21 protein-coding genes and 1 other RNA gene are annotated in these 21,885 nt (G+C 30.6%); 12 read left to right on the top strand and 10 right to left on the bottom strand.

Features of this window, described 5'->3' with window-relative positions; translation table 11 throughout:
- Positions 1 to 101 precede the first annotated feature (101 nt).
- The 4 genes from DPIF8902391_RS02000 to lptB are packed head-to-tail and all read left to right on the top strand — an operon-like array spanning position 102 to position 2,982.
- Positions 102 to 1,073, top strand: a complete 972-nt coding sequence (locus DPIF8902391_RS02000; protein ID WP_058884834.1) for a KpsF/GutQ family sugar-phosphate isomerase — start codon at positions 102 to 104, stop codon at positions 1,071 to 1,073.
- Between the two features lies 1 nt (position 1,074).
- Complete coding sequence (gene tatC / locus DPIF8902391_RS01995; protein ID WP_058884833.1) at positions 1,075 to 1,896, top strand: twin-arginine translocase subunit TatC; 822 nt, start codon at positions 1,075 to 1,077, stop codon at positions 1,894 to 1,896.
- Positions 1,871 to 2,215 (top strand): carboxymuconolactone decarboxylase family protein, encoded by a 345-nt coding sequence (locus DPIF8902391_RS01990; protein ID WP_058884832.1) that lies wholly within the window; start codon positions 1,871 to 1,873, stop codon positions 2,213 to 2,215. Before tatC ends, DPIF8902391_RS01990 begins: the two co-directional genes overlap by 26 nt.
- 32 nt (positions 2,216 to 2,247) lie before the next feature.
- Positions 2,248 to 2,982 carry an LPS export ABC transporter ATP-binding protein gene (gene lptB / locus DPIF8902391_RS01985; RefSeq protein ID WP_058884831.1) on the top strand — a complete coding sequence of 245 codons (735 nt, stop codon included), beginning with the start codon at positions 2,248 to 2,250 and terminating at the stop codon, positions 2,980 to 2,982.
- A gap of 310 nt (positions 2,983 to 3,292) precedes the next feature.
- Here lptB and DPIF8902391_RS01980 read toward each other — a convergent pair whose 3' ends face one another.
- Positions 3,293 to 4,033, bottom strand: a complete 741-nt coding sequence (locus DPIF8902391_RS01980; RefSeq protein ID WP_172504894.1) for a CDP-alcohol phosphatidyltransferase family protein — start codon at positions 4,031 to 4,033, stop codon at positions 3,293 to 3,295.
- Between the two features lie 87 nt (positions 4,034 to 4,120).
- Here DPIF8902391_RS01980 and DPIF8902391_RS01975 point away from each other — a divergent pair, with 87 nt between their 5' ends.
- The gene (locus DPIF8902391_RS01975) at positions 4,121 to 5,146 is read left to right on the top strand and encodes a YheT family hydrolase (protein ID WP_058884830.1); all 1,026 of its coding nucleotides are present in this window, start codon (positions 4,121 to 4,123) and stop codon (positions 5,144 to 5,146) included.
- 251 nt (positions 5,147 to 5,397) lie between these two features.
- Positions 5,398 to 6,627, top strand: coding sequence for a lipoprotein N-acyltransferase Lnb domain-containing protein (locus tag DPIF8902391_RS01970; RefSeq protein WP_242037276.1), 1,230 nt, complete (start codon positions 5,398 to 5,400; stop codon positions 6,625 to 6,627).
- Here the strand turns inward: DPIF8902391_RS01970 and aroQ are convergent.
- From aroQ to DPIF8902391_RS01955, 3 genes are all read right to left on the bottom strand, one after another.
- Positions 6,604 to 7,020: a type II 3-dehydroquinate dehydratase gene (gene aroQ, locus DPIF8902391_RS01965; protein WP_058884829.1), complete on the bottom strand. Its 417-nt coding sequence runs from the start codon at positions 7,018 to 7,020 to the stop codon at positions 6,604 to 6,606. The genes DPIF8902391_RS01970 and aroQ overlap by 24 nt on opposite strands.
- Positions 7,021 to 7,122: 102 nt before the next feature.
- Positions 7,123 to 7,701, bottom strand: coding sequence for an outer membrane beta-barrel protein (locus tag DPIF8902391_RS01960; protein WP_172504893.1), 579 nt, complete (start codon positions 7,699 to 7,701; stop codon positions 7,123 to 7,125).
- 155 nt (positions 7,702 to 7,856) lie between these two features.
- Positions 7,857 to 8,330, bottom strand: a complete 474-nt coding sequence (locus DPIF8902391_RS01955; RefSeq protein ID WP_058884827.1) for an outer membrane beta-barrel protein — start codon at positions 8,328 to 8,330, stop codon at positions 7,857 to 7,859.
- Between the two features lie 95 nt (positions 8,331 to 8,425).
- Between DPIF8902391_RS01955 and DPIF8902391_RS01950 the strand changes: the two genes are divergently transcribed.
- The gene (locus DPIF8902391_RS01950; protein WP_172504892.1) at positions 8,426 to 9,343 is read left to right on the top strand and encodes a tyrosine recombinase; all 918 of its coding nucleotides are present in this window, start codon (positions 8,426 to 8,428) and stop codon (positions 9,341 to 9,343) included.
- Positions 9,344 to 9,512: 169 nt separating this feature from the next.
- Here DPIF8902391_RS01950 and ffs read toward each other — a convergent pair.
- Positions 9,513 to 9,611: signal recognition particle sRNA small type (ffs, locus tag DPIF8902391_RS01945), an RNA gene on the bottom strand.
- A gap of 164 nt (positions 9,612 to 9,775) precedes the next feature.
- On the opposite strand from ffs, the gene DPIF8902391_RS01940 reads away from it, so the two are divergent.
- The 4 genes from DPIF8902391_RS01940 to DPIF8902391_RS01925 all read left to right on the top strand — a co-directional run bounded on the left by DPIF8902391_RS01940 (position 9,776) and on the right by DPIF8902391_RS01925 (position 14,932).
- Complete coding sequence (locus tag DPIF8902391_RS01940; protein WP_058884825.1) at positions 9,776 to 10,297, top strand: DUF4199 domain-containing protein; 522 nt, start codon at positions 9,776 to 9,778, stop codon at positions 10,295 to 10,297.
- A gap of 107 nt (positions 10,298 to 10,404) precedes the next feature.
- Positions 10,405 to 11,361: a glycosyltransferase family 2 protein gene (locus tag DPIF8902391_RS01935; protein WP_172504891.1), complete on the top strand. Its 957-nt coding sequence runs from the start codon at positions 10,405 to 10,407 to the stop codon at positions 11,359 to 11,361.
- 29 nt (positions 11,362 to 11,390) lie between these two features.
- A complete protein-coding gene (locus tag DPIF8902391_RS01930) occupies positions 11,391 to 13,103 on the top strand; it encodes a phospho-sugar mutase (protein WP_172504890.1) in 1,713 nt (570 codons plus the stop codon).
- Entirely contained in the window at positions 13,103 to 14,932 is a 1,830-nt protein-coding gene (locus DPIF8902391_RS01925; protein ID WP_172504889.1) for an ABC transporter ATP-binding protein, read from the top strand. The genes DPIF8902391_RS01930 and DPIF8902391_RS01925 overlap by 1 nt, the downstream gene beginning before the upstream one ends.
- A gap of 188 nt (positions 14,933 to 15,120) precedes the next feature.
- On the opposite strand, the gene DPIF8902391_RS01920 is transcribed toward DPIF8902391_RS01925, so the two are convergent.
- The 5 genes from DPIF8902391_RS01920 to DPIF8902391_RS01900 form a co-directional block, all read right to left on the bottom strand.
- The gene (locus DPIF8902391_RS01920; RefSeq protein ID WP_172504888.1) at positions 15,121 to 16,542 is read right to left on the bottom strand and encodes a CCA tRNA nucleotidyltransferase; all 1,422 of its coding nucleotides are present in this window, start codon (positions 16,540 to 16,542) and stop codon (positions 15,121 to 15,123) included.
- 39 nt (positions 16,543 to 16,581) lie between these two features.
- A complete protein-coding gene (locus DPIF8902391_RS01915) occupies positions 16,582 to 18,573 on the bottom strand; it encodes an LTA synthase family protein (protein ID WP_242037275.1) in 1,992 nt (663 codons plus the stop codon).
- A 109-nt stretch (positions 18,574 to 18,682) separates the two neighbouring features.
- Positions 18,683 to 19,243, bottom strand: a complete 561-nt coding sequence (locus tag DPIF8902391_RS01910; RefSeq protein WP_172504886.1) for an L-threonylcarbamoyladenylate synthase — start codon at positions 19,241 to 19,243, stop codon at positions 18,683 to 18,685.
- On the bottom strand, positions 19,221 to 20,072 hold the full coding sequence (locus tag DPIF8902391_RS01905) for a glycosyltransferase family protein (RefSeq protein WP_172504885.1): 852 nt from the start codon (positions 20,070 to 20,072) through the stop codon (positions 19,221 to 19,223). Before DPIF8902391_RS01905 ends, DPIF8902391_RS01910 begins: the two co-directional genes overlap by 23 nt.
- A complete protein-coding gene (locus tag DPIF8902391_RS01900) occupies positions 20,059 to 20,979 on the bottom strand; it encodes an ATP-grasp fold amidoligase family protein (protein ID WP_058884817.1) in 921 nt (306 codons plus the stop codon). Before DPIF8902391_RS01900 ends, DPIF8902391_RS01905 begins: the two co-directional genes overlap by 14 nt.
- 77 nt (positions 20,980 to 21,056) lie before the next feature.
- Between DPIF8902391_RS01900 and DPIF8902391_RS01895 the strand changes: the two genes are divergently transcribed.
- Positions 21,057 to 21,884: a glycosyltransferase family 2 protein gene (locus tag DPIF8902391_RS01895; protein WP_058884816.1), complete on the top strand. Its 828-nt coding sequence runs from the start codon at positions 21,057 to 21,059 to the stop codon at positions 21,882 to 21,884.
- Position 21,885 lies beyond the last annotated feature (1 nt).

Genomic DNA, 21,885 nt, shown 5'->3' with positions numbered 1-21,885 from the left:
AAAAATTATACCAACTCCTGTAAATTTTATTTTTATTAAAAAGTTTTCTTCTTAAATATTCCTATTTTTACATTTTAAAAACTACTTAAAACTTTTTTAACTTGAAAGACGCAAATGCAATTCTCTCAACAGCAAAAGAAACCATACTTTTAGAAAGTAATGCTATTGCTAATTTAGCAAAATTATTAGATAGTTCGTTTGTTGATGCTGTAAATTTTATATTCAATTCAAAAGGTCGTGTTGTTATTACCGGAATCGGTAAAAGCGCTAACATTGCTAGCAAAATGGTGGCTACTTTTAACTCTACAGGCACGCCATCACTTTTTATGCACGCTGCTGATGCCATTCATGGCGATTTAGGAAGTATTCAAAAAGATGATGTGGTTATCTGTTTATCAAAAAGTGGAAACACCCCTGAAATTAAAGTATTAGTTCCTTTAATTAAAAAAGCAAACAATAAATTAATTGCAATTAGCGGAAACCCTGAATCATTTTTAGCGACCAATGCTGATTTTTCACTAAATTCTTTCGTTACCAAAGAAGCCTGCCCTAATAATTTAGCTCCTACATCAAGTACTACCGCGCAGTTAGTTTTAGGCGATGCTTTAGCAGTTTGTTTATTAAAACTTCGAGGGTTTACAAGTAGTGATTTCGCTAAATACCATCCAGGAGGTGCTTTAGGAAAACGCTTATATTTACGTGTTGATGATTTAATCAAAAACAATCAATTACCTAAGGTAGCAAGCACCGATTCGGTAGCCAATGTAATTGTTGAAATTTCAGAAAAAAGGCTTGGCGTAACCGCGGTTGTTAATGCCAACAATAATGTAACAGGTATTATTACCGATGGTGATATTCGTAGAATGCTTAGCAAAACAACTAAAATTGATGCGCTAACAGCCAACGATATTATGAGTAAAAATCCTAAGACTATAAATGTAAATGCCATGGCTGTTGAAGCTTTAGAGGCTTTAGAAAACAATAGTATTACGCAAATTTTGGTAACCGATAACAATAGCGATTATGTTGGTGTTGTTCATTTACATGATTTGATTAAAGAAGGTATATTTTAACATGGCAACAACAGAAATGTCTTTTTTAGACCATCTTGAAGAATTAAGATGGCATTTAGTTAGAAGTTTTGCTGCAATATTTATTATAGCAATTCTTATTTTCGCAAATATAAATTTTGTTTTTAATGAAGTTTTATTAGCGCATTTAAAACCTGATTTTGCAACCTATCATTTTTTTTGCAAGGTATTTACAGCGATTGGTATTGATAGTAGTTTTTGCAATATTAGTTTTAAACAAACCTTGCAGGCATTAAACCCAACACAGCAATTAATGACGGGTATTTGGTCGTCTTTAATTTTAGGATTTGTGGTTGCATTTCCGTATATTTTATGGGAATTTTGGCGTTTTGTAGCCCCTGGATTACACAGTTCTGAAAGAAAAAAATCAAGAGGATTTATCTTTATTGCTTCCTCATTATTTTTCTTAGGAATACTTTTTAGCTACTATATTATTTTACCAATGTCTGTTTATTTCTTTTACAATTTTGAAATATCAAGTGCCATTGAAAACAATTTTAAACTAGAAGCATACATCAGCTTAATAACCAATACATTAATTGGTGTTGCTGTATTTTTTGAACTGCCTGTTATTATTTATTTCTTAACAAAAATAGGACTAATAACACCTGAATTTTTACGAAAATACCGCAAACACGCATTGGTCGTAGTTTTGGTTTTATCGGCAATAATAACACCACCAGATATTGCGAGTCAAATAATTGTTTCGGTACCAATTATGATACTTTATGAAGTAAGTATTTATGTATCGCAATTTATTTTAAAAAAACAACAAAAGAATGTCTCAAAAAGTCCAAGAGTTTAACGACTATCGAACTAAAATGAATGATAAAATTTTAGCGGGCGATAATAAAATAATCAAACGAATTTTTAATTTAGATACCAACGCTTTTAAAGAAGGTCATTTACCTGAAAAAACAAAAGAATTACTTGGTTTGGTAGCCTCTGCTGTTTTGCGTTGCGATGACTGCATCGCCTATCATTTAGAAACCGCTCATAAAAAAGGTGTAACCAAAGAAGAAATGATGGAAACCATGAGTATTGCCACGTTAGTTGGCGGAACTATATTGATACCGCATTTACGTAGAGCCGTTGAATTTTGGGATGATTTAGAAGAAAAATAAGCGCTTTTTTATCAAAAAAAATAGAGTAATTCATGAAATTAAGAGCAGATAACATACAAAAACTTTACGGTAGCCGAAAGGTGGTAAAAGGAATTTCTGTAGAAGTCAAACAAGGAGAAATCATTGGTTTATTAGGACCTAACGGAGCGGGAAAAACAACCTCTTTTTATATGATTGTTGGTATGGTAAAACCTAATTTTGGGCGTGTTTTTTTAGACGACCAAGACATTACCAAAGACCCAATGTATAAGCGTGCTCAAAAAGGAATTGGCTATTTGGCACAAGAAGATTCTGTTTTTAGAAAATTATCAATTGAAGATAATATCATGGCGGTTTTAGAATTTACCGACCGATCTAAATCAGAAAGAAAAGCACGTTTAGAAGAATTAATTGATGAATTTAGTTTAGGGCATGTTCGTAAAAACCGTGGTGATTTACTCTCAGGAGGAGAACGCCGTAGAACAGAAATTGCACGTTGCCTTGCTTCCGACCCTAAATTTATTTTATTAGATGAGCCTTTTGCAGGAGTAGATCCTATTGCGGTGGAAGATATTCAAGGAATTGTAGCCAAGTTAAAGACCAAAAATATCGGTATTTTAATTACCGATCATGATGTGCAGGCAACCTTAGCGATTACCGACAGAACTTATTTAATGTATAATGGAGGGATTTTAAAAGAAGGAACCCCCGAAGAATTAGCCGAAGATGAAACCGTTCGTCGTGTCTATTTAGGGAAAGATTTTATCTTAAAAAAGAAGAAGTTTTAAATAAGTTTTAAAGAATATTTGAAGTTTAACTAAAGTTTTTTTACACCTAAACGTATGCTGAATTTATTTCAACATCGCATAAAGCGAAGAACTACGGCTAATCAGGATGTGAAACTTAAATAAATTCCGTTTGACGGATTCGATTTCCAACGATAAAACGTTTTTAAATGAAATTTAAATAAACTCTTAAAGAATATAGAAACTATCAACTTAAATTTATTTAAGTCTGACTTTAAATATCAGAATAAAAAATATCAGAATAAAAAAAGGAGCAATTAAGCTCCTTTTTTTGTTTTAAAACAATAGTATTTTATGCTTTTTTCAAGTTATTAACTACTGAAAAAGCAACATATAGTAATATTATTAAAGGAATTGCTACAAATTTTAAGACCACTAATAATAACACACACACTGCTAAGAAAACATATTTAAAGGCATTTTCTTTAAATCCGAAGCTTTTAAATTTTAAGGCAAACAACGGAATTTCGGCATTCATTAAAAAAGTTAAAACTGCGGTAACCGCGAATAAAAAATATTGATTCATAATTATTTCGATAAAAAATTCTTGTTTTCCAAACTCGGCAATTAAAGGCAATGAAATTACAAACAATGCCATTGCAGGAGTTGGAAGCCCAATAAATGAATCTGATTGACGTGTATCAATATTAAAATTAGCCAATCTGTAACATGCACCCAAGGTTAATAACAAGCCAATATACGGTAAACTACTCCCCGTTGCTCCGTAAGTATCAATACCAAAATACCCTGCAGCATCAACATTTAAAGCATTTACTAAAAGTTGTAACATTACCATTCCTGGTACAACGCCACTAGTTACCATGTCGGCTAAACTGTCTAATTGCTTACCTAATTCGCCCTGAACGCCTAACATTCTTGCTACAAAACCATCAAAAAAATCAAAAACGATTCCTAGAACAACCAAAAATGCTACCCCCACAAAATCACCTTTTATAGCAAAAATAGTTGCTATTGTTCCGCATAATAAATTCCCTAAAGTTAATAAATTTGGGATGTGTTTTTTTATATTCATTTTAAATGATTTTTATTTTTCAATATTTATAGCGAAAATAACAAATCATTGTATCAATTTTACACAAAATTACCATAAACCCAAAATATGCCCATTCTGCCTGTTAATTTTACTGCCTGTTTTACGCCTTCTTTTTTATTTAAAAACGCACATTTTAATACGATATATCGTCCGTTATTTTCTAAAGACACTATAAAATATCAACGAAAAAGAATTACCACTTGGGATGCCGATTTTATTGATTTAGATTTTTCAATACCAAAATCAGAAAACTCAGAAAAATCTAAAACACTCATTTTATTAATCCACGGATTAGAAGGAAGTTCACAATCTAATTATATAATTACGACTTCAAACTACCTAAACAAAGCAGGTTTTGATACAGTTTCGATGAATTTACGCAGTTGTAGCGCAGAAAATAATTTACTTTTAGAAACCTATCACAGCGGAAAAACCGATGACGTTCATTTTATAGCCCAACATCTTGCCACTAATTATACTTATGAAAATATTATTATTGTTGGTTTTAGTTTGGGTGGAAATTTAACCTTAAAATATTTAGGCGAATATGATACTATTTCATCAAAAATAAAAGGAGGAATTGCCGTTTCTACACCGATTGATTTAACAGGTTCACAAGCAGAATTATCTAAATTTAAAAACAGGCTCTATTTAAAGGAGTTTTTACGAAGCTTAAAACCCAAAATACTTGCAAAATCTAATCAATTTCCCGATTTTAAATTAGATAAAAAAAAGGTGCAAAATGCGACCAAACTTTGGCAGTTAGAAGCCCAATATACCGCACCAATATTTGGTTTTAAAAGCCCACAAGATTATTGGACAAAAGCAAGTTCAAAACCCTATATCAAAAAAATTACATTGCCAACATTGCTTATCAACTCACTTGACGACCCTTTTTTATCCGAAGAATGTTATCCTTTTGATGAAGCCAAAAACAGGGCTAATTTTTATTTATTAACGCCAAAATACGGCGGACACGTAGGATTTATTTCGACTTTTAACACTTCAAAAAATGGCAAAAACATCAAAAATAAGTGGCTTGAACAAACTATCTTAAATTTTATTCAACAAAAAATAGGTATTTCTTTTTAGAGCCTGTTTAAATTTATTTCAGAATCGCATAAAGTGACGAGTCTCCGTAAATCAGGATGTAAAACTGAAACTAAATTTAGCTTGACGGATTTTATTTCTCATTTTTCTATTATATTTTTTTCAGATGAAAGCTGAATTCAAGTCACAAGCGCAACTTTTTGGTTAAATAATAATACCTCCATAAAAACTACTTTTTTTTAATCTTAATTAAGATATTTGTAAAACATACAATTTACTTTATTTGCTTATTTATGATGATAAAAAAAATTACACTTAGTAGCTTTCTTCTTTTCTTTTTTGTTGGAATTGCTTCTTTTTTCGGGCAAACCAAACAAATTGATCAAATTAATAAAATAGCCTCAAAAAAAGCCTTCGAATTATCAAATAACGCACAGATAAGCATCATTACATCAGGTCCTGGCGAGGTTTTGTATGAAAAATTTGGGCACTCCGCAATTCGTGTAAAAGACCCTGTTTTAAACTTCGATTTAATTTACAATTACGGAATTTTTGATTTCGAAAACCCTACTTTTTATGCCGATTTTACCAAGGGTTTTATGAAATATAAATTAGCGAAATATCCTTTTTATTTGGCTTTAAAAAATGCACAATATTATAAACGCTGGGTGAAAGAGCAGGTTTTAAATTTATCGCAAGCACAAAAAAATGAGTTTTTTACGATTTTAGAAATCAATATTTTACCTGAAAATGCCGGCTATTTATACGACCCCTATTTTGATAACTGCGCCACAAAACCTCGTGATATTATTAAAAAAGTTGTCGGCAATAATCTAATTTTTAAAGATGATTTTGTTACCAAAAAAATGTCTTTACGTGAATTAATGAACAACGAAATTCATCAAAATACTTGGGGAAGTTTAGGAATTAACATCGCTTTAGGAAGTCGATTAGATAAAATTGCAACACCTAGCGAATATTTATATTTACCCGATTATGTTTTTGAAGCTTTAAATTATTCTAAAATTTTAAAAGATGGAAAAGAAGAAGATATCATCTCAAAAACCAATATCTTATTAAATTTTGACGAAAAACAGCCAAAAAGCGATAATTTCAGCCCATTTTTAATCATTTTAATACTTTCTTCACTTGGTTTATATATCACCTATAAAGATTATAAAAATGCCAAAAGAAGCAAATCGCTCGATTTTATATTGTTTTTTACCACAGGAATCATCGGTGTTTTAATTGTCTATTTATGGTTTTTCACCAATCATTCAACCGCGCCAAATAACTTTAACTTTTTATGGGCTTTTGCGCCGAATTTAATTGTCGCTTTTTTACTAAAACAAAAAAAATCACCAAAATGGCTTTCAAAATATATGCTATTTTTACTGATATTTTTAGTGATTTCAATGATTATTTGGATAACAAAAACACAATTATTTTCAATTACCTTAATACCTTTATTTATTTTATTAGCCGTTCGTTATTGGTTTTTACAAAAAACTTTGAATCGCTAAATTATAACTTTGCAAACCAAAGCCTAAAATTACGCCTTTTGCATTTGCCGATAAATAACTTTTATGACGAAACGCTTCACGAGCGTGTACATTTGAAATATGAACCTCAACAACAGGCGTTTCAATTGTTTTTACAGCATCGGCAATAGCGATTGAAGTATGCGTGTAAGCAGCGGCGTTTAACACAATTCCGTCATATCCGAAACCTATTTCATGTAATTTATTGATAAGTTCACCTTCAATATTTGATTGAAAATAACTTAATTCAATAGTTTTATAGGTTTGTTTTAACTCTTTAAAAAAATCTTCAAAAGAACTCGCCCCATAAATTTCTGGCTCTCGTTTTCCTAATAAATTTAAGTTCGGTCCGTTTATAATTATTATTTTTTTCATCAGAATATATTTTGCTATTTTACTTGGTAAAAATACTCTTTTAACTTTTAAGCATAAAAAAAGGGAAGCATAATTGCTTCCCTTTTATAGTATAAAATTTTATTAGAACTTATACGTTAATCCAAAATTCACATTAGATAAATTTAAGTTTAAACCAAATGAATTAACTGATTTAGTACCCGTATCTACCTTTGAACTGCTATAAGATAGAGCTCCAACTGAAGCTTTTAACGCTATCGACTTAGATACAAAATAGTTAATCCCAGGAGAAACATCAAGACTAAAAGTATTTCTATCAGGCCCTTCAATACCTGCCGTTTCTGTTTTATAAGTAGTGTATCCTAAGCCTGCCCCAACAACAAAAGAAAAATCATTTTTAGGAGTAAAGAAATAATCTGCTCCTGCCTTAACTCCAAAAGCAGTTGATTCAGCAGCTCCATTTTCAGAACCACTAATCGCTAAACCTAACTCTAAAGCTATATTTTCAGAAACAAAATAACCAACCGATGGAGAAAAAGTATAAATACTTGCATCTCCAGCTCCTGACATTTTACTATAACCTACACTACCCGAAACATAAATATCTTCTTGTGCAAAACCTCCTTTAACTTCATTTTTATTTTGTGCATTTGCTGTAAAACCTGCAGCAACAATTGCAATTGTTAATAGTACTTTTTTCATGTTTTTTTTTAAAAAAAATTATCTAACAAACATATTATTATTTTTAGACATAAAAAAACTTAACGAACTAAAAATGAAGTATATCCGATTTAAGCATAAAAAAAGTGCTGTTATAAATAACAGCACTTCTTATATAAATTTTAATTCTCTATTTTCTATAAAGAAAAAGAATATGTTGCTCCAATTCCAAAAGAAGAAAGTGTTGTTTGATCAAGAACAACTGCTGCATAATCAACATGAGCTGTAATTGCGTTTGTTACTTTATAACCAACCATTGGTCTGTAGTAAAAACCACTTTCAGTATTTTCAGATGGTCTAACTCCTATTCCATATCCCATATCTAATCCTAAAGAAAACTTTTCAGATACCGTAAAACGACCTGCTGCTGCTATTGGTAAAAAAGCGGCATCTGCGCCATCCCCTAAGAAATGTATGTGAGAAATAGCCCCACCTACTTTTAATTCTTCTGAAACTTTAAATAAATAGTTTACCTCAATAGCTCCTGTTACATCAGCTTCTGAATCTCCTGAAGGAATACCAATAGTACCACCAACATTTAATTCTGATTCTTGTGCATTTGCTGTAAAACCTGCAGCAACAATAGCAATCATTAATAATACTTTTTTCATAATTTTAATTTTTTATTGATAAGTTTGTCAAACAAATTTACTTTTTATTATCTTATTAAAACGTTTTTTTTAAAAAATAACCAATCTTATATACAATGAATTGGAAACAAGCTATTTCAGATTATACAAACTTCTTAAAAATAGAAAAAGGACTTGCAAAAAACTCCATCGAAAGCTATTCAAGAGATATTAAAAAACTAATTTTATTTATTGATACGCTGAACACGCCAATTTCTCCGATTAATATTACTTCGGAAATAATTGAGCAATTTATGTACGATATTAGTCAAAAATTAAACCCACGAAGTAAAGCACGGTTAATTTCAGGCTTGCGCAGTTTTTTTGATTATTTAGTTTTTGAAGATTATCGAAAAGACAATCCTACAGATTTAATTGAAAGCCCAAATACCATTCGAAAATTACCAGATACCCTCGAAAAAGAAGAAATTGACAATTTAATTAACGTCATTGATTTGAGTCATCCCCAGGGCGAACGCAACAAAACGATTATTGAAACCATTTTTAGCTGCGGTTTGCGAGTTAGTGAATTAATTAATTTGCAACTTTCCGATTTATTTTTTAACGAAGGTTATATTCGGGTATTAGGAAAAGGAAATAAATACCGATTTGTACCCATTCACAGTACAACTATTGACCGTTTAAATTTTTATATAGATGATATTCGCCCTGCGATAACTCCGAAGGAAAAAGAAGAAGATATTATTTTTTTAAACAGACGCGGAAGCCGATTAAGCCGTCAAATGATCTTTATTATTTTGAAAGAATTAGCCATTAAAACAAATCTTAAAAAAAGTATTGGTCCGCATACCTTGCGTCATTCTTTTGCAACTTATTTATTAAAAAACGGAGCAGATTTACGTGTTATTCAGCAATTATTAGGGCACGAAAGTATTACAACCACCGAAATTTACGTGCATTTAGATACGAGCTATTTAAAAGAAGTTGTTAATTTACATCACCCAAGAAGCGCGATTAATATTAATGACCAATAAAAATTTAAAACTGTCAGTTCGAGTGATTTTTTTCCTTCAAAAAAATTGTATCGAGAACTTTTATATAAATTTAATCGAATTGACAAGAAAATAAAATTTAGATAAATAATTTAGATGAAATAAAAAAGGATATTTAAAAGAAAAATAAAACGAAAATAGAAGACAAAAAAAATGGCAAGCTACCTACATCACACTGCTACAACCTAATACCCTTGCTGCGTTCCCGCCCTGGGGGATTCAAAGGGAGCTAGTTGTGTAGGACTTGCCGAGGCAAATTTACATCCTTTTTTTAAATTGACAATGAAAAAAATAGCTTTTTTTTTGTAACATTTTTAACCACCTGACTACTAATACATTGTTTAGAAACTTTTTTATAATAATTTAGAATCGAAAACAAAATAATATATTTGTACAACCAACCAAATTCATACAATGGAAAATCAAGTAAACAGTAAAAGTATTATTTTAAATTATGGACTATACTTAGGGCTTCTAGGTATTTTTATTCACTTGATATTTTATGCAGCAGGTAGCCTAATCGCATCAAGTTCTATTATTGGTATTGTGGGTATTGTAGCCATGATTTCATTCATTATTTTAGGGATAAAAAAATTCAAAACAACTAACAGTGGTTTTTTAAGTTTTGGAGAAGCATTAAAAGTAGGTGTAGGAATTGCAGTAGTTAGCGCAGTTATTAGCGCTGTATATACGTTGATTTTTACGAATCTTATACAACCTGATTTTCAAGAACAAGTTATGGAAATTCAAAAACAAGCTTGGTTTGACGCTGGTTTAAATGATCAAGAGGTTGAAAAATCGGCAGCAATAGCAAAACAATTTAGTGGTCCAGGAATTACAATTCCTGTTTCAATAGTTATATCTGCTTTCTTCGGATTTATATTTTCTGCAATTGGCGGAGCTATTATGAAACATACTCCTGAAGATCAATATTAATAATCATTAAAAAAGGTAGGTTATAAAATTTTCGAAATACTCCAAATATTCGAAAGACTTTGTAACTTTACCTTTTTTAAATTTGCACTAATTTGTATCAAAAAAACATGGATATATCGGTAGTTATACCACTTCTTAATGAAGAAGAATCTTTACTAGAATTACACAATTGGATTGCTAAAATTATACAATCCAATACTTATTTATATGAAATTATTTTTATTGATGATGGCAGTACCGATACTTCTTGGCAGGTAATTGAGCAATTATCCGAAGAAAATAATGCCGTAAAAGGAATTCGTTTTCAAAAAAATTACGGAAAATCGCAAGCTTTAGACGCTGGTTTTGGTTTGGCAAAAGGAAACGTTGTTATTACTATGGATGCCGACTTGCAAGACAGCCCCGACGAAATTCCTGGTTTGTATGAAATGATAACAAGTCAAAATTTCGATTTAGTTTCAGGATGGAAAAAGAAACGATACGACAATGTTCTTACCAAAAATATTCCGTCTAAATTATTTAATTGGGCAGCTCGAAAAACATCAGGATTACAATTAAACGATTTTAACTGCGGATTAAAAGCCTACAAAAATGAGGTTATTAAAACCGTAAAAGTTAGCGGAGAAATGCACCGTTACATTCCTGTTTTAGCAAAAAATGAAGGTTTTAATAATATTGGTGAAAAAATAGTACAGCATCAGGCACGAAAATACGGGGTTACCAAATTCGGGATGGATCGGTTTGTGAATGGTTTTCTTGATCTAATTACCATTTCCTTTTTATCAAAATTCGGGAAACGTCCGATGCATATTTTTGGGCTTTGGGGAACATTGATGTTTTTCTTTGGGTTTTTATCGGCATTTTTTATCGGTTCTATGAAAATCTATCATTTATTTGCAGGTATAAAAGCTATTTTAATTACTGATAACCCTTGGTTTTTTATCGCTTTAACTTCTATGATATTAGGAACGCTCTTATTTTTAGCAGGATTTTTAGGAGAATTGATTATTAAAAGTAATCCGCAGCAAAAACACTACAAAATTAAAGAAAAACTGAATTTTTAATACACGCACCTTTACGTTACTTATATATTATGGAAGAGATCTTAAATAAAGCTAAATTATGGCTTTCTGAATCGTTTGATTCAGCTACTAGAAATGAAATTGAACAATTAATAAGCGAAAAATCGGATGATTTAGCCGATCGGTTTTATAAAAATTTAGAATTCGGTACAGGCGGAATGCGTGGAATTGTAGGCGCAGGAACCAACAGAATTAACAAATATACTTTAGGAAAAGCAACACAAGGTTTAAGTAATTACTTACATCAAATACATCCAAAGAAAGAATTAAAAGTTGCTATTGGTTATGACTGTCGTCATGATAGTAAATGGTTAGCAAAAGTAGTTGCCGATGTGTTTTCGGCAAATAACATCAAGGTTTTTCTTTTTGAAGACCTACGCCCTACGCCTGAATTATCGTTTGCGGTAAATCATTTAGGTTGTGATGTTGGTATTGTTTTAACAGCTTCTCATAATCCGCCAGAATATAATGGATACAAAGTATATTGGTCTGACGGAGGACAAATTGTGCCACCACAAGATACGGCAATTATAAATGAAGTAAATTCATTAGCTTTTACGGATGTTAATTTTAAAGCAAATGAAGAATTAATTTCGAGTATCGGAAGTGAAATTGATGAAGCTTTTTGGCAAGCATCGATTAAAAATGGAACTTTTGATGTAAAAAATCGTAAAGATTTAAAAATTGTTTTTACCAATTTACACGGAACGGCAATTAAATTAATTCCTGAAGTTTTAAAACGTGCTGGTTATACACAAGTTCATATTGTGGAGGAACAAGCCCAGCCAGATGGAAGTTTTCCAACGGTAAAATCGCCAAACCCTGAAGAGCCTGAAGCTTTAAAAATGGCTGTTAATTTAGCCAATAAAGTAGCTGCTGATATTGTTTTAGGAACTGATCCTGATTCGGATAGAATTGGTATCGCTGTGCGTGATTTAGAAGGAAATATGAAATTATTAAACGGAAATCAGACCATGAGTATGATGACCGATTTTTTAATTAACGATTGGAAAAATAATAGTAAGCTAAACGGGAAACAATTTGTAGGTTCTACGATTGTTTCGACCAATTTAGTTAATGAAATAGCGAGTTCGTACGGCGTGGAAACCAAGGTTGGTTTAACGGGTTTTAAATGGATTGCTAAAATGATTAAAGACTTCCCTGAGCTTGATTTTATTGGCGGTGGAGAAGAAAGTTTTGGGTATATGGTGGGTAGTTTTGTGCGAGATAAAGATGCTGTAACAGCGGCTTTATTAGCTTGTGAAATTGCGGCGGATGCAAAAGCAAATAACAGTTCTTTTTATCAAGAATTATTAAACTTATACACCCGTCATCATTTTTACAAAGAGCATTTAATTGCTATTGTTAAAAAAGGAATGGACGGTGCGCAGCAAATCAAGCAAATGATGGCTGATTTACGTAGTAATCCTTTTACCGAAATGGACGGTGCCAAAGTGGAATTCTTATATGATTATCAAACTTCAATTAGAAAAAATCTAATTACTGGCCAAGAAATACTTATGGATATTCCAAAATCGAATGTATTAATTTATCAAACTACCGACGGAACAAAAATAGCGGCTCGCCCAAGTGGAACAGAGCCTAAAATAAAGTTTTATTTCAGTATTAAAACAGCATTAGATTCGGTTAAAAATGCAGAAGCTATTGAAGCATCATTAGATGCAAAAATTCAAAGAATTATTAAAGAAATGAAACTAAATTAATGGGATATTTTAAAGATATATTAAAATATGAAAAAAAGTATCGAAAATTTACAGTTCTAAATATTGTATTTAATATACTTTACGCAATTTTTAATGTGCTATCAGTTTTAGCTTTTATCCCTGTTTTAGGGATTCTATTTGGTACTGATAAAAAAATTATAAATGAACCAAACTATGAAGGTATTAGTAAAATTGGTGATTTTCTAAAAGATAGTTTTTATCATTTTATATCAGAAAAAATAAAAACAGAAGGTGATATAAATACACTTGTATTTATTTGCTTATTAGCACTTTCATTATTTTTTCTAAAAAACTTATTTAGATATTTAGCGTCTTATGTTATTGCTTTTTTAAGAACAGGTATTGTAAAAGACCTACGAGATAAACTCTACGATAAAATTGTTGAGTTACCGATTTCTTATTTTTCCGAAAAAAGAAAAGGAGATATCATAGCACGTATGACTTCTGATGTACAAGAGGTAGAGGGTTCTATTATATCATCAATAGAAACCATTGTTAGAGAACCTTTAACAGTTATAATATCTATCTCTATCATGCTTTTTATGAGTTTAAAACTCACCTTATTTGTTTTTGTTTTACTACCTGTTTCTGGTATTATAATATCATCTATAAGTAAAAAACTAAAAGCAAATTCAGCAAAAGCACAAAAAGAAACTGGTAATTTTTTATCTTTTATTGAAGAAACATTAACCGGCTTAAGAATAATTAAGGGTTTTAATGCTGAAAGTGTAATTGCAACAAAATTCAATAACTCTACAAGTAATTTTAAACAATTAACGACAAGTGTTTTTCATAGGAAATCATTAGCTTCACCTATGAGTGAGTTTTTAGGTTCTGCAACCATTATTGCCATTCTTTGGTACGGAGGAACCGAAGTTCTATCTAAAACAAGTGCACTACAACCAGATGAGTTTTTTGGTTATATTGTATTATTTTACACCGTTTTAAACCCTATAAAATTAATAACATCAACATTTTATAATATCCAAAAAGGTGAAGCTTCTGCAGAAAGAATTATGACGGTCTTAAATACAGAAAACACTATTAAAGACAAATCAAATGCAACCATAAAAGAGACCTTTAAAAATAAAATTGAATTTAAAAACATTTCTTTTAAATATAAAGATGATTATGTTTTAAAAGATTTTACATTAACTATTAATAAAGGCGAAACTGTTGCTTTGGTTGGGCAGTCTGGGAGTGGAAAATCTACTTTAGCAAACCTTATTACTCGTTTTTATGATGTAAACAAAGGAGAGGTGGTAATTGATGATGACAATATTAGAGACATCACCAAAAAATCTTTAAGAAATTTGATGGGAATTGTCTCACAAGATTCTATTTTATTTAATGACACTATTACAAACAATCTTAAGTTAGGGTCACAAAATGCCAATGACACTGCTGTTTTAGAAGCTGCAAAAATTGCAAATGCTGATGAATTTATTCAAAATTTACCAGAAAAATATAATACAAATATTGGTGACAGTGGAAACACACTTTCTGGAGGGCAAAAACAACGTTTATCTATTGCAAGAGCTGTTTTAAAGAATCCACCAATTATGATTTTAGATGAAGCAACTTCTGCTTTAGACACAGAGTCTGAACAATTAGTGCAAGTTGCTTTAGAGAAGATGATGCAAAATAGAACTTCTTTAGTTATTGCACATAGATTATCGACCATTCAAAATGCCGATAAAATTGTTGTAATGAAAAAAGGCGCAATTGTTGAGCAAGGTAAACATGACGAATTACTTGCTAAAAAAGGCGAGTATTATAAATTGGTTACCATGCAATCTTTAACGTAATACTTCGGATAAGGCCATCCTAAATTTATTTTTACTAAATATAATTACAAAAAAAAGGAACGTTTTATAAAACGTTCCTTTTTTTATAGCCTATTAAAAACTAAATAAACTTGTCAGTTCGAGTGATTTTTTTTCCTTCAAATTCCTTTTAGTCATTAAAATCACTCGAATTGACAAAAATTGTAAAACTACGCTATTTCTAAGCCTAACTTTTTTCCTTTTAATATCATAAAATCGTAACAAGCTTTATGTTCGTTCGGAATTTCACCTTCTAAAATAGCTTCTTTTATCGCTTCTTTTATCTGACCTATTTCTCTACAAGGTGTTAAATTGAACGCCTTCATAATTTCCTCTCCAGTAATTGGCGGTTGAAAATTACGCACTTTATCGCGCTCTTCAACTTCTTTAATTTTTTCACGAACAAGCTCGAAATTTTTATGATAACGGCTAAATTTCTTAGGATTTTTTGTGGTAATATCAGCTTCGCAAAGCGTCATTAATGAATCTACATCATCGCCTGCATCAAAAACCAACCTACGCACGGCAGAATCGGTAACATCACTAGCCAACACAATTGGGCGAGAGCTTAACATGACCATTTTTTGAACAAACTTCATTTTATTGTTCAAGGGCATTTTTAATCGCTTGAATAATTTATAAACCATTTTAGAGCCTACAAATTCATGCGCATGAAATGTCCAACCTTGTTTTTTATGATAACGTTTTGTTGGAGCTTTTCCAATATCGTGCAATAAAGCCGACCAACGTAACCAAACATCTTCGGTATTTTTAGCAATATTATCAACTACTTCTAAAGTATGATAAAAATTATCTTTATGCTTCTGTCCTTCAACCTCTTCCACGCCTTTTAAAGCGATTAATTCAGGAATGATACGTTCTAATAAACCTGTTTCTTCTAACAATAAAAATCCAATAGAAGGCTTATCCGAAGCTAAAATTTTATTTAACTCAACAATAATGCGTTCTTTGGTGATGATATCAATACGTTTTGCATTTTTAGCAATAGCACTTAACGATTCTTGCTCAATAACAAAGTTTAATTGAGAGGCAAAACGAATGGCACGCATCATACGCAACGGATCGTCAGAATAGGTAATGTCAGGGTCTAACGGCGTTTTTATTATTTTAGCTTCTAAATCAGAAATACCATCAAAAGGATCTAATAATAATCCAAAAGTATCTTTATTTAAACTTAACGCTAATGCATTTATAGTAAAATCTCGTCTATTTTGATCGTCTTGTAAAGTACCAGATTCTACTTCTGGATTTCGGCTATCTTCGGTATAAGATTCTTTACGAGCGCCAACAAATTCTATTTCAACCTCTTTATAGCGCAACATAGCGGTTCCGTAGGTTTTAAAAACTTGAACTTTTGGTTTATTAGGTAGTAAAGAAGCCACTTTTTGAGCCAATTCAATACCGCTACCAACAGCCACCACATCGATGTCTTTTGCTGTACCTCGTTCTAAAATAAAATCACGAACAAAGCCACCAATTACATAACTTTCTAGCTGTAATTGTTCTGCTGCTTTGCTTATATATTGAAATATTTCGGCAGAAATTGCCTCTTTATAGTATTGATCTTGCATAAATTATTAGATAATATTCTGTACTGTTTTTTTGAAAAATTACTTTTTATTATTAAAATACAAATATTTTGTACTGTGATAAAAAGAGCTTAATAAATCATCCATTTCTTTGGTTAATTCTTTATTTTCGGGGTTTTCGTTACTAATATCTTTTAACGAATTATTATTTAAATTGATTAATTCGTATTTATTATTGTAAACTGTTTTGTAGTAATAAAGCGAATCTTTTATAATTCCAGAAGCTGGCTCGCCTTTTATATTTCTATAAACAAACGAAAAAGTGTTGGTTTTTAAACTGTCCAAAACATTTTGACCAAGTGTATAATTGGTATAATCTTGCTTTATTAAACTCATCACCGTCGGAACAACATCTACTAAATGCGCATTTTTAGTAATTTCTTGTGGTTTTACCAATTTGGGTGCATGAATAATAAAAGGCACATTATGCATTAAAAGCCCTAATTTAGTGTGTGATGGTCTGAAATGCGTTATCGGATTCATCGCTGTTTGATGGTCGCCAAAGAAAACAAAAATAGTGTTGTCATAATATCCTGATTTTTTAGCTCTTTTAAGAAACTCATTAATATTAAAGTCTAAATATCGAAGCGCATTTAGTTGTGCTACAGATTTAAATCCTGATTTTTTTAAGATTCCCTTGTCAACATCTTGCTCATTTAAAGGCTCGTAACTTCCTTTTTTATCAGGCACTGTAAAAGGCATATGATTGGTTGCTGTTTGTAAATATGCTACAAAAGGTTTCTTGCTATCATGTGTTTTTTTGAAAATTTTATCGGCTTCTTTAAATAAATCATAATCATCGATTCCCCAAACATCTGCCCTATTTTCTTCTTGATAACTCCCCTCTTCATAAACGGTTAAACCTTGGATATTTGCCTGAAAAACAGCCCTAATATTTGCCCAATTTGCACTTCCACCTAATAAATATAATTTTTCATAGTCATCGAATTGATTAAATAATATTCGCTGATTGATAATCATCGGATTTCTAGAGGCTGATTTTACATTATCAATATCTGGCAGGCCTGTAATACTTCCAAAAACACTTCCTGCTGTTGTTGCTTTGTGTACATAATGATTGGTAAAACTGATGCTTTCTCGCATTAAACTATCTAATACTGGTGTGCTTTTAATAGGATTCCCGTAATAACTTAAAGACGCATTCCCTACAGATTCCATCATTACAAAAACTACATTTGGTTTGTTTTTTGAGATATTTAAGCTGTCATTAATTTTAAAAGATCTTTTTCTTTCAAAATTGATGGTATCGCCTTTTATTCCTAAATAATTATTGATAATCGGCGCATATTTTTTTGCCGTATCAATATTGTAATTTTCATTTCGAAACTTAAAACTATCGACAAAATACAGCACAGGATTCAATGAAAACTGATTCAATTCTTTGCTACTAGAAAAAAATGCTTGACTCCATCGCAAAGGATAATGCTGAAAACTACTAAAAACTCCAAAAGCCAACACAAATAAAGTAGCTATCGAAAAGATAATTTTATTCTTTTTTTCTGATACAAAATTCGTTTTTGAAAACTTCGTATAAAGCCAATTATGATATTTTATAATCACGAAAAACAACACTAACAATAAAAACCCACCTTTATAAATCGGGTAACTTTCTATAAAAACTTGTGTCGATATTTTTACATTTTCTAAGAAACGTAAAGCACTCGCGTTTACTCTTAAATTCAAATAACTGTAATGCCCAAAATCAAATAGGTAGAAAGATACAATTACCAAATATAAAAGAGTCGAATACACCAGGTAACTGATTTTTGCTAGTTTTTTAGTGAAAAACTTTTTAGATAAAAAATATCCTAAAGCTACGGGAACAAAAGCTAATATTGCCATTTTTAAATCGAACCGAACACCAAAAGAAATTGCTTGTAATAAATCATTGGTTTCAATAACTAATTTATTAATAAAGAAACTGTAAAAAGCAACTCTTAAAACAGTTACGAAAAGAAATAAACTTAAAATATTTACATATAAAAATTTCAAGTAATTGGGTATTTTATAACGCATATTAGTAGGTATTAAAGTAGAAAAAGCAACTCTTAAAAGTTACTATAAAAGTGCTTGTCAAAAAATTGATAAAAGAAATTAAAATTTATTCTCTAATAATTTCAATTTCATTCGTTGCTGTTATTTTTAAAATAGTAGACGATTTTACTACTTTTTTATCAGATTGCAAAGCTACCACATAATCTACACTTTGTAAAATTGCGGTACTTATTTCTGAAAATGTTTTAGGGGTTGGTTGTCCACTAATATTAGCCGATGTAGATACGATGGGTTTACCAAAGGCTTTTATCAACTGTAAACAGAAATCATCTTTAGGTATTCTAATGGCAATGGTATTATCGGAAGCAATCGTATTTTTTGCTAGATTTTTAGGATTTGGATATATAATAGTTGTTGGTTTCTTAGTATTTTCAATAAGCTGAATTGCTAGTTTTGGAAGCACCTCAACATAGTTTTTTAACATTTCCACCGAATCAACTAAAATAATTAAACTTTTAGATTCAGCCCTGTTTTTTAGTTGATATACTTTTTGAACAGCCTCAATATTTGTAGCATCACAACCGATACCCCAAACGGTATCGGTTGGATAGAGGATTGTTTTGCCTGTTTTTAAAAACGCAACGCTATTTTTTATTTGAAACTTCATTTTTTAATAAAATATCATTTAACTTAAAAAACTCGGATAATGCCAACCACTGAACCTCATTTTTATTTTTCTTTATATTTTCATCTTTTAAAGAAACCTTTTGAGAACCAATAATTGGAATTGGCTCAGCGGGTTTATTTGATGATTGTCTAGAAATAACATTATTAGTTAGCGCCATCGCTTTAAACCATAAATCATCTGCTTTTGGGGCTAATTTCATAAATAAATCAACATCATGAATTTGCGTTGGCATTGCATTTACAGGATACAAAATACCCCACGCACCAATTGGCAATAATCTATCCGAAGGTTTATTTTCATCTATAATTCGCCAATCAACAAACGGTTTATACGTTCCGTCAGTATTAATTTTTATTTGTGTGGTGGTATTTCCGATAATATCTTTCGGATATTTTAAATGCTCTTTATATAATTTTGATAACCAATCTTCCTTGTAAATTAAGTCATCATCACAAGTTATTATCGGCATATCAGGATATTCAATTAAAGAATGTATTAATTTTCTATGTGAACATTTTAAATCAGAATATTTTATTTCAAAAAAAGCGCCTTGTAAATTTGATAATCTTTTAGGTAACTTATTTTTTAAGCCATCATGTAGCCATAAAACAATTTTAGAAGGCAGTACTTTATCTTGATTTAAGATGCTTTTTATTACTAAATCTAAATTATTTAATCGCTCTGGAATCGATGTTAAAGATACTATTACGGGTAATTTTGTTTTATTTTTAACCAAACTATCTGCTGATCGTAGCCGTAAATAACAAGAATAAAAGATCGATTTAGGTAATTCTTTAATAACTTTCATTTAAAGGATGTTTTTTGATTAATTTTTCGCCAGCAGGTATTTTAGGTAATTCAAAATAATCGCCAATAATTTTATTGTATTTCTTCGGATAAAAATCCCTTCTTCCATCCCCTGGATAAAAAGTCATTTCTCCAAAAATAATTGTATCGTTTACCGAATAAAAATCAACTCTAACAAAAGGAAGCTCTTCCGATAATTTACCTGCAAGTTCTACCATTTTTGATAATGTTTGCGGTTTTTCAAAATCTTCTTGAATCAATTTATCTGCAGGTGAATCTGAGAAAGGTAGTTTTTTAAAGTCAAAATCGTAAAAAGCACTTTTATGATTTTTTTCTCTATCTAAATGAACCTCCAAAAATTTAGGGGTTCCATTAAAACAATAAAATTTATAATCAGTTAATGAATCTCTATCGCTTTTAATAAATTTCTCAGCAATAATACGAGGTTTCACATCTTTATACGCCCATTCTTGTCCTGTTCGTTTATACTGATTTTTACGCAACCATTTAGCCATTAAACGCTTTGTTTTGGCTTTATTTAAAGTGGTTTTATCTTTAACGACCAAATTGATATTACAACCATGTGTACCTTTTAATACAAACTGGTTGGGTAATTTATCAAAATTAACTTCCGATGGTTTGTTAAAAACACCATAACATTCATTTAAATACTCTTCGCCTATTTTATCTTTTACAAAAGCTCTAACAGCATATTTATCAACAAGAGTATTTAAAATTTTAGGTCTAAAAAAAACTTTATACCACGACAATTTCTGATTAAATTCAATTAGATTATCATAATCAAGTTTTTTACCTGAATAATATTCATAATAATGTTTAATATAATAAGGAGCAGGTAAAAATTTTAATTTCTTAATAATTGTTAACCATAATTTTCTTAAAAACATAAAATGCAGTAATTATTTTGCTCAAAAATAATATAAATTAAAAGAATCATGATTACTTTTGGGCTAAATATTTTTTTATGAAAACTACCGAAATATCAATAATAATAACTACCTACAACGCAACAGCTTGGTTAGAAAAAGTTATTTGGGGCTACAATCAGCAAACATATTCTAATTTTGAATTAGTAATTGCTGATGATGGATCAAAACAAGAAACTAAAGATCTTATTGATGCCTTACGTAAAGAAGTTTCTTTTCCAATTACGCACGTTTGGCATGAAGATAACGGTTTTCAAAAAACAATAATTTTAAATAAAGCACTTTTAAAAAGCAAAGGCGAGTATCTTATTATTTCTGATGGAGATTGTATTCCTAAAAAAGATTTTGTAGAAACCCACCATAAAATGCGAGAAAAAGGACGTTTTTTATCTGCTGCTTATTTTAAATTACCTTTAAATATTTCTGAATTAATAACCAAAGAACACATTATTACACAGCAATGTTTCGATATTAATTGGCTTACAAAACACGGTTTAAAAAAGCGTTTTAAAAATAATAAGCTAACCGCCAAAGGATTAAAACAAAAATTATTAAACAAATTCACACCTACAAGACCCACTTGGAATGGTGCAAATTCATCGGCATGGAAAAAAGATATTATTGCGGTAAATGGTTTTGATGAACGTATGCAATATGGCGGTTTAGATGTTGAACTTGGCGAGCGATTATGCAACAATAACATCAAACCAAAACAAATAAGATACAGTGCCGTTACGGTTCATTTAGACCATCCCAGAGGCTACGCAAATCCTGAAAGTTGGAAGCTAAATAATGCCATTCGAGAAAATGTTAGAACCAAAAAAATAACATGGACTGATTACGGTATTATTAAAAAAAATCAATAAA

It is taken from the genome of Tenacibaculum finnmarkense genomovar ulcerans (assembly GCF_900239495.1).
In the GTDB taxonomy this organism is placed as follows: domain Bacteria; phylum Bacteroidota; class Bacteroidia; order Flavobacteriales; family Flavobacteriaceae; genus Polaribacter; species Polaribacter ulcerans.
The sequence above is the reverse complement of the archived record's forward strand: the minus strand, read 5'-3'. Positions and strand labels throughout refer to the sequence as shown.

Coding starts and splice junctions, on each gene's coding strand:
- tatC (WP_058884833.1), top strand. CDS start 1,075: ATGGCAACAACAGAAATGTCTTTTTTAGACCATCTTGAAGAATTAAGA.
- DPIF8902391_RS01990 (WP_058884832.1), top strand. CDS start 1,871: ATGTCTCAAAAAGTCCAAGAGTTTAACGACTATCGAACTAAAATGAAT.
- lptB (WP_058884831.1), top strand. CDS start 2,248: ATGAAATTAAGAGCAGATAACATACAAAAACTTTACGGTAGCCGAAAG.
- DPIF8902391_RS01980 (WP_172504894.1), bottom strand. CDS start 4,033: ATGAATATAAAAAAACACATCCCAAATTTATTAACTTTAGGGAATTTA.
- DPIF8902391_RS01975 (WP_058884830.1), top strand. CDS start 4,121: ATGCCCATTCTGCCTGTTAATTTTACTGCCTGTTTTACGCCTTCTTTT.
- DPIF8902391_RS01970 (WP_242037276.1), top strand. CDS start 5,398: ATGATGATAAAAAAAATTACACTTAGTAGCTTTCTTCTTTTCTTTTTT.
- aroQ (WP_058884829.1), bottom strand. CDS start 7,020: ATGAAAAAAATAATAATTATAAACGGACCGAACTTAAATTTATTAGGA.
- DPIF8902391_RS01960 (WP_172504893.1), bottom strand. CDS start 7,701: ATGAAAAAAGTACTATTAACAATTGCAATTGTTGCTGCAGGTTTTACA.
- DPIF8902391_RS01955 (WP_058884827.1), bottom strand. CDS start 8,330: ATGAAAAAAGTATTATTAATGATTGCTATTGTTGCTGCAGGTTTTACA.
- DPIF8902391_RS01950 (WP_172504892.1), top strand. CDS start 8,426: ATGAATTGGAAACAAGCTATTTCAGATTATACAAACTTCTTAAAAATA.
- DPIF8902391_RS01940 (WP_058884825.1), top strand. CDS start 9,776: ATGGAAAATCAAGTAAACAGTAAAAGTATTATTTTAAATTATGGACTA.
- DPIF8902391_RS01935 (WP_172504891.1), top strand. CDS start 10,405: ATGGATATATCGGTAGTTATACCACTTCTTAATGAAGAAGAATCTTTA.
- DPIF8902391_RS01930 (WP_172504890.1), top strand. CDS start 11,391: ATGGAAGAGATCTTAAATAAAGCTAAATTATGGCTTTCTGAATCGTTT.
- DPIF8902391_RS01925 (WP_172504889.1), top strand. CDS start 13,103: ATGGGATATTTTAAAGATATATTAAAATATGAAAAAAAGTATCGAAAA.
- DPIF8902391_RS01920 (WP_172504888.1), bottom strand. CDS start 16,542: ATGCAAGATCAATACTATAAAGAGGCAATTTCTGCCGAAATATTTCAA.
- DPIF8902391_RS01910 (WP_172504886.1), bottom strand. CDS start 19,243: ATGAAGTTTCAAATAAAAAATAGCGTTGCGTTTTTAAAAACAGGCAAA.
- DPIF8902391_RS01905 (WP_172504885.1), bottom strand. CDS start 20,072: ATGAAAGTTATTAAAGAATTACCTAAATCGATCTTTTATTCTTGTTAT.
- DPIF8902391_RS01900 (WP_058884817.1), bottom strand. CDS start 20,979: ATGTTTTTAAGAAAATTATGGTTAACAATTATTAAGAAATTAAAATTT.
- DPIF8902391_RS01895 (WP_058884816.1), top strand. CDS start 21,057: ATGAAAACTACCGAAATATCAATAATAATAACTACCTACAACGCAACA.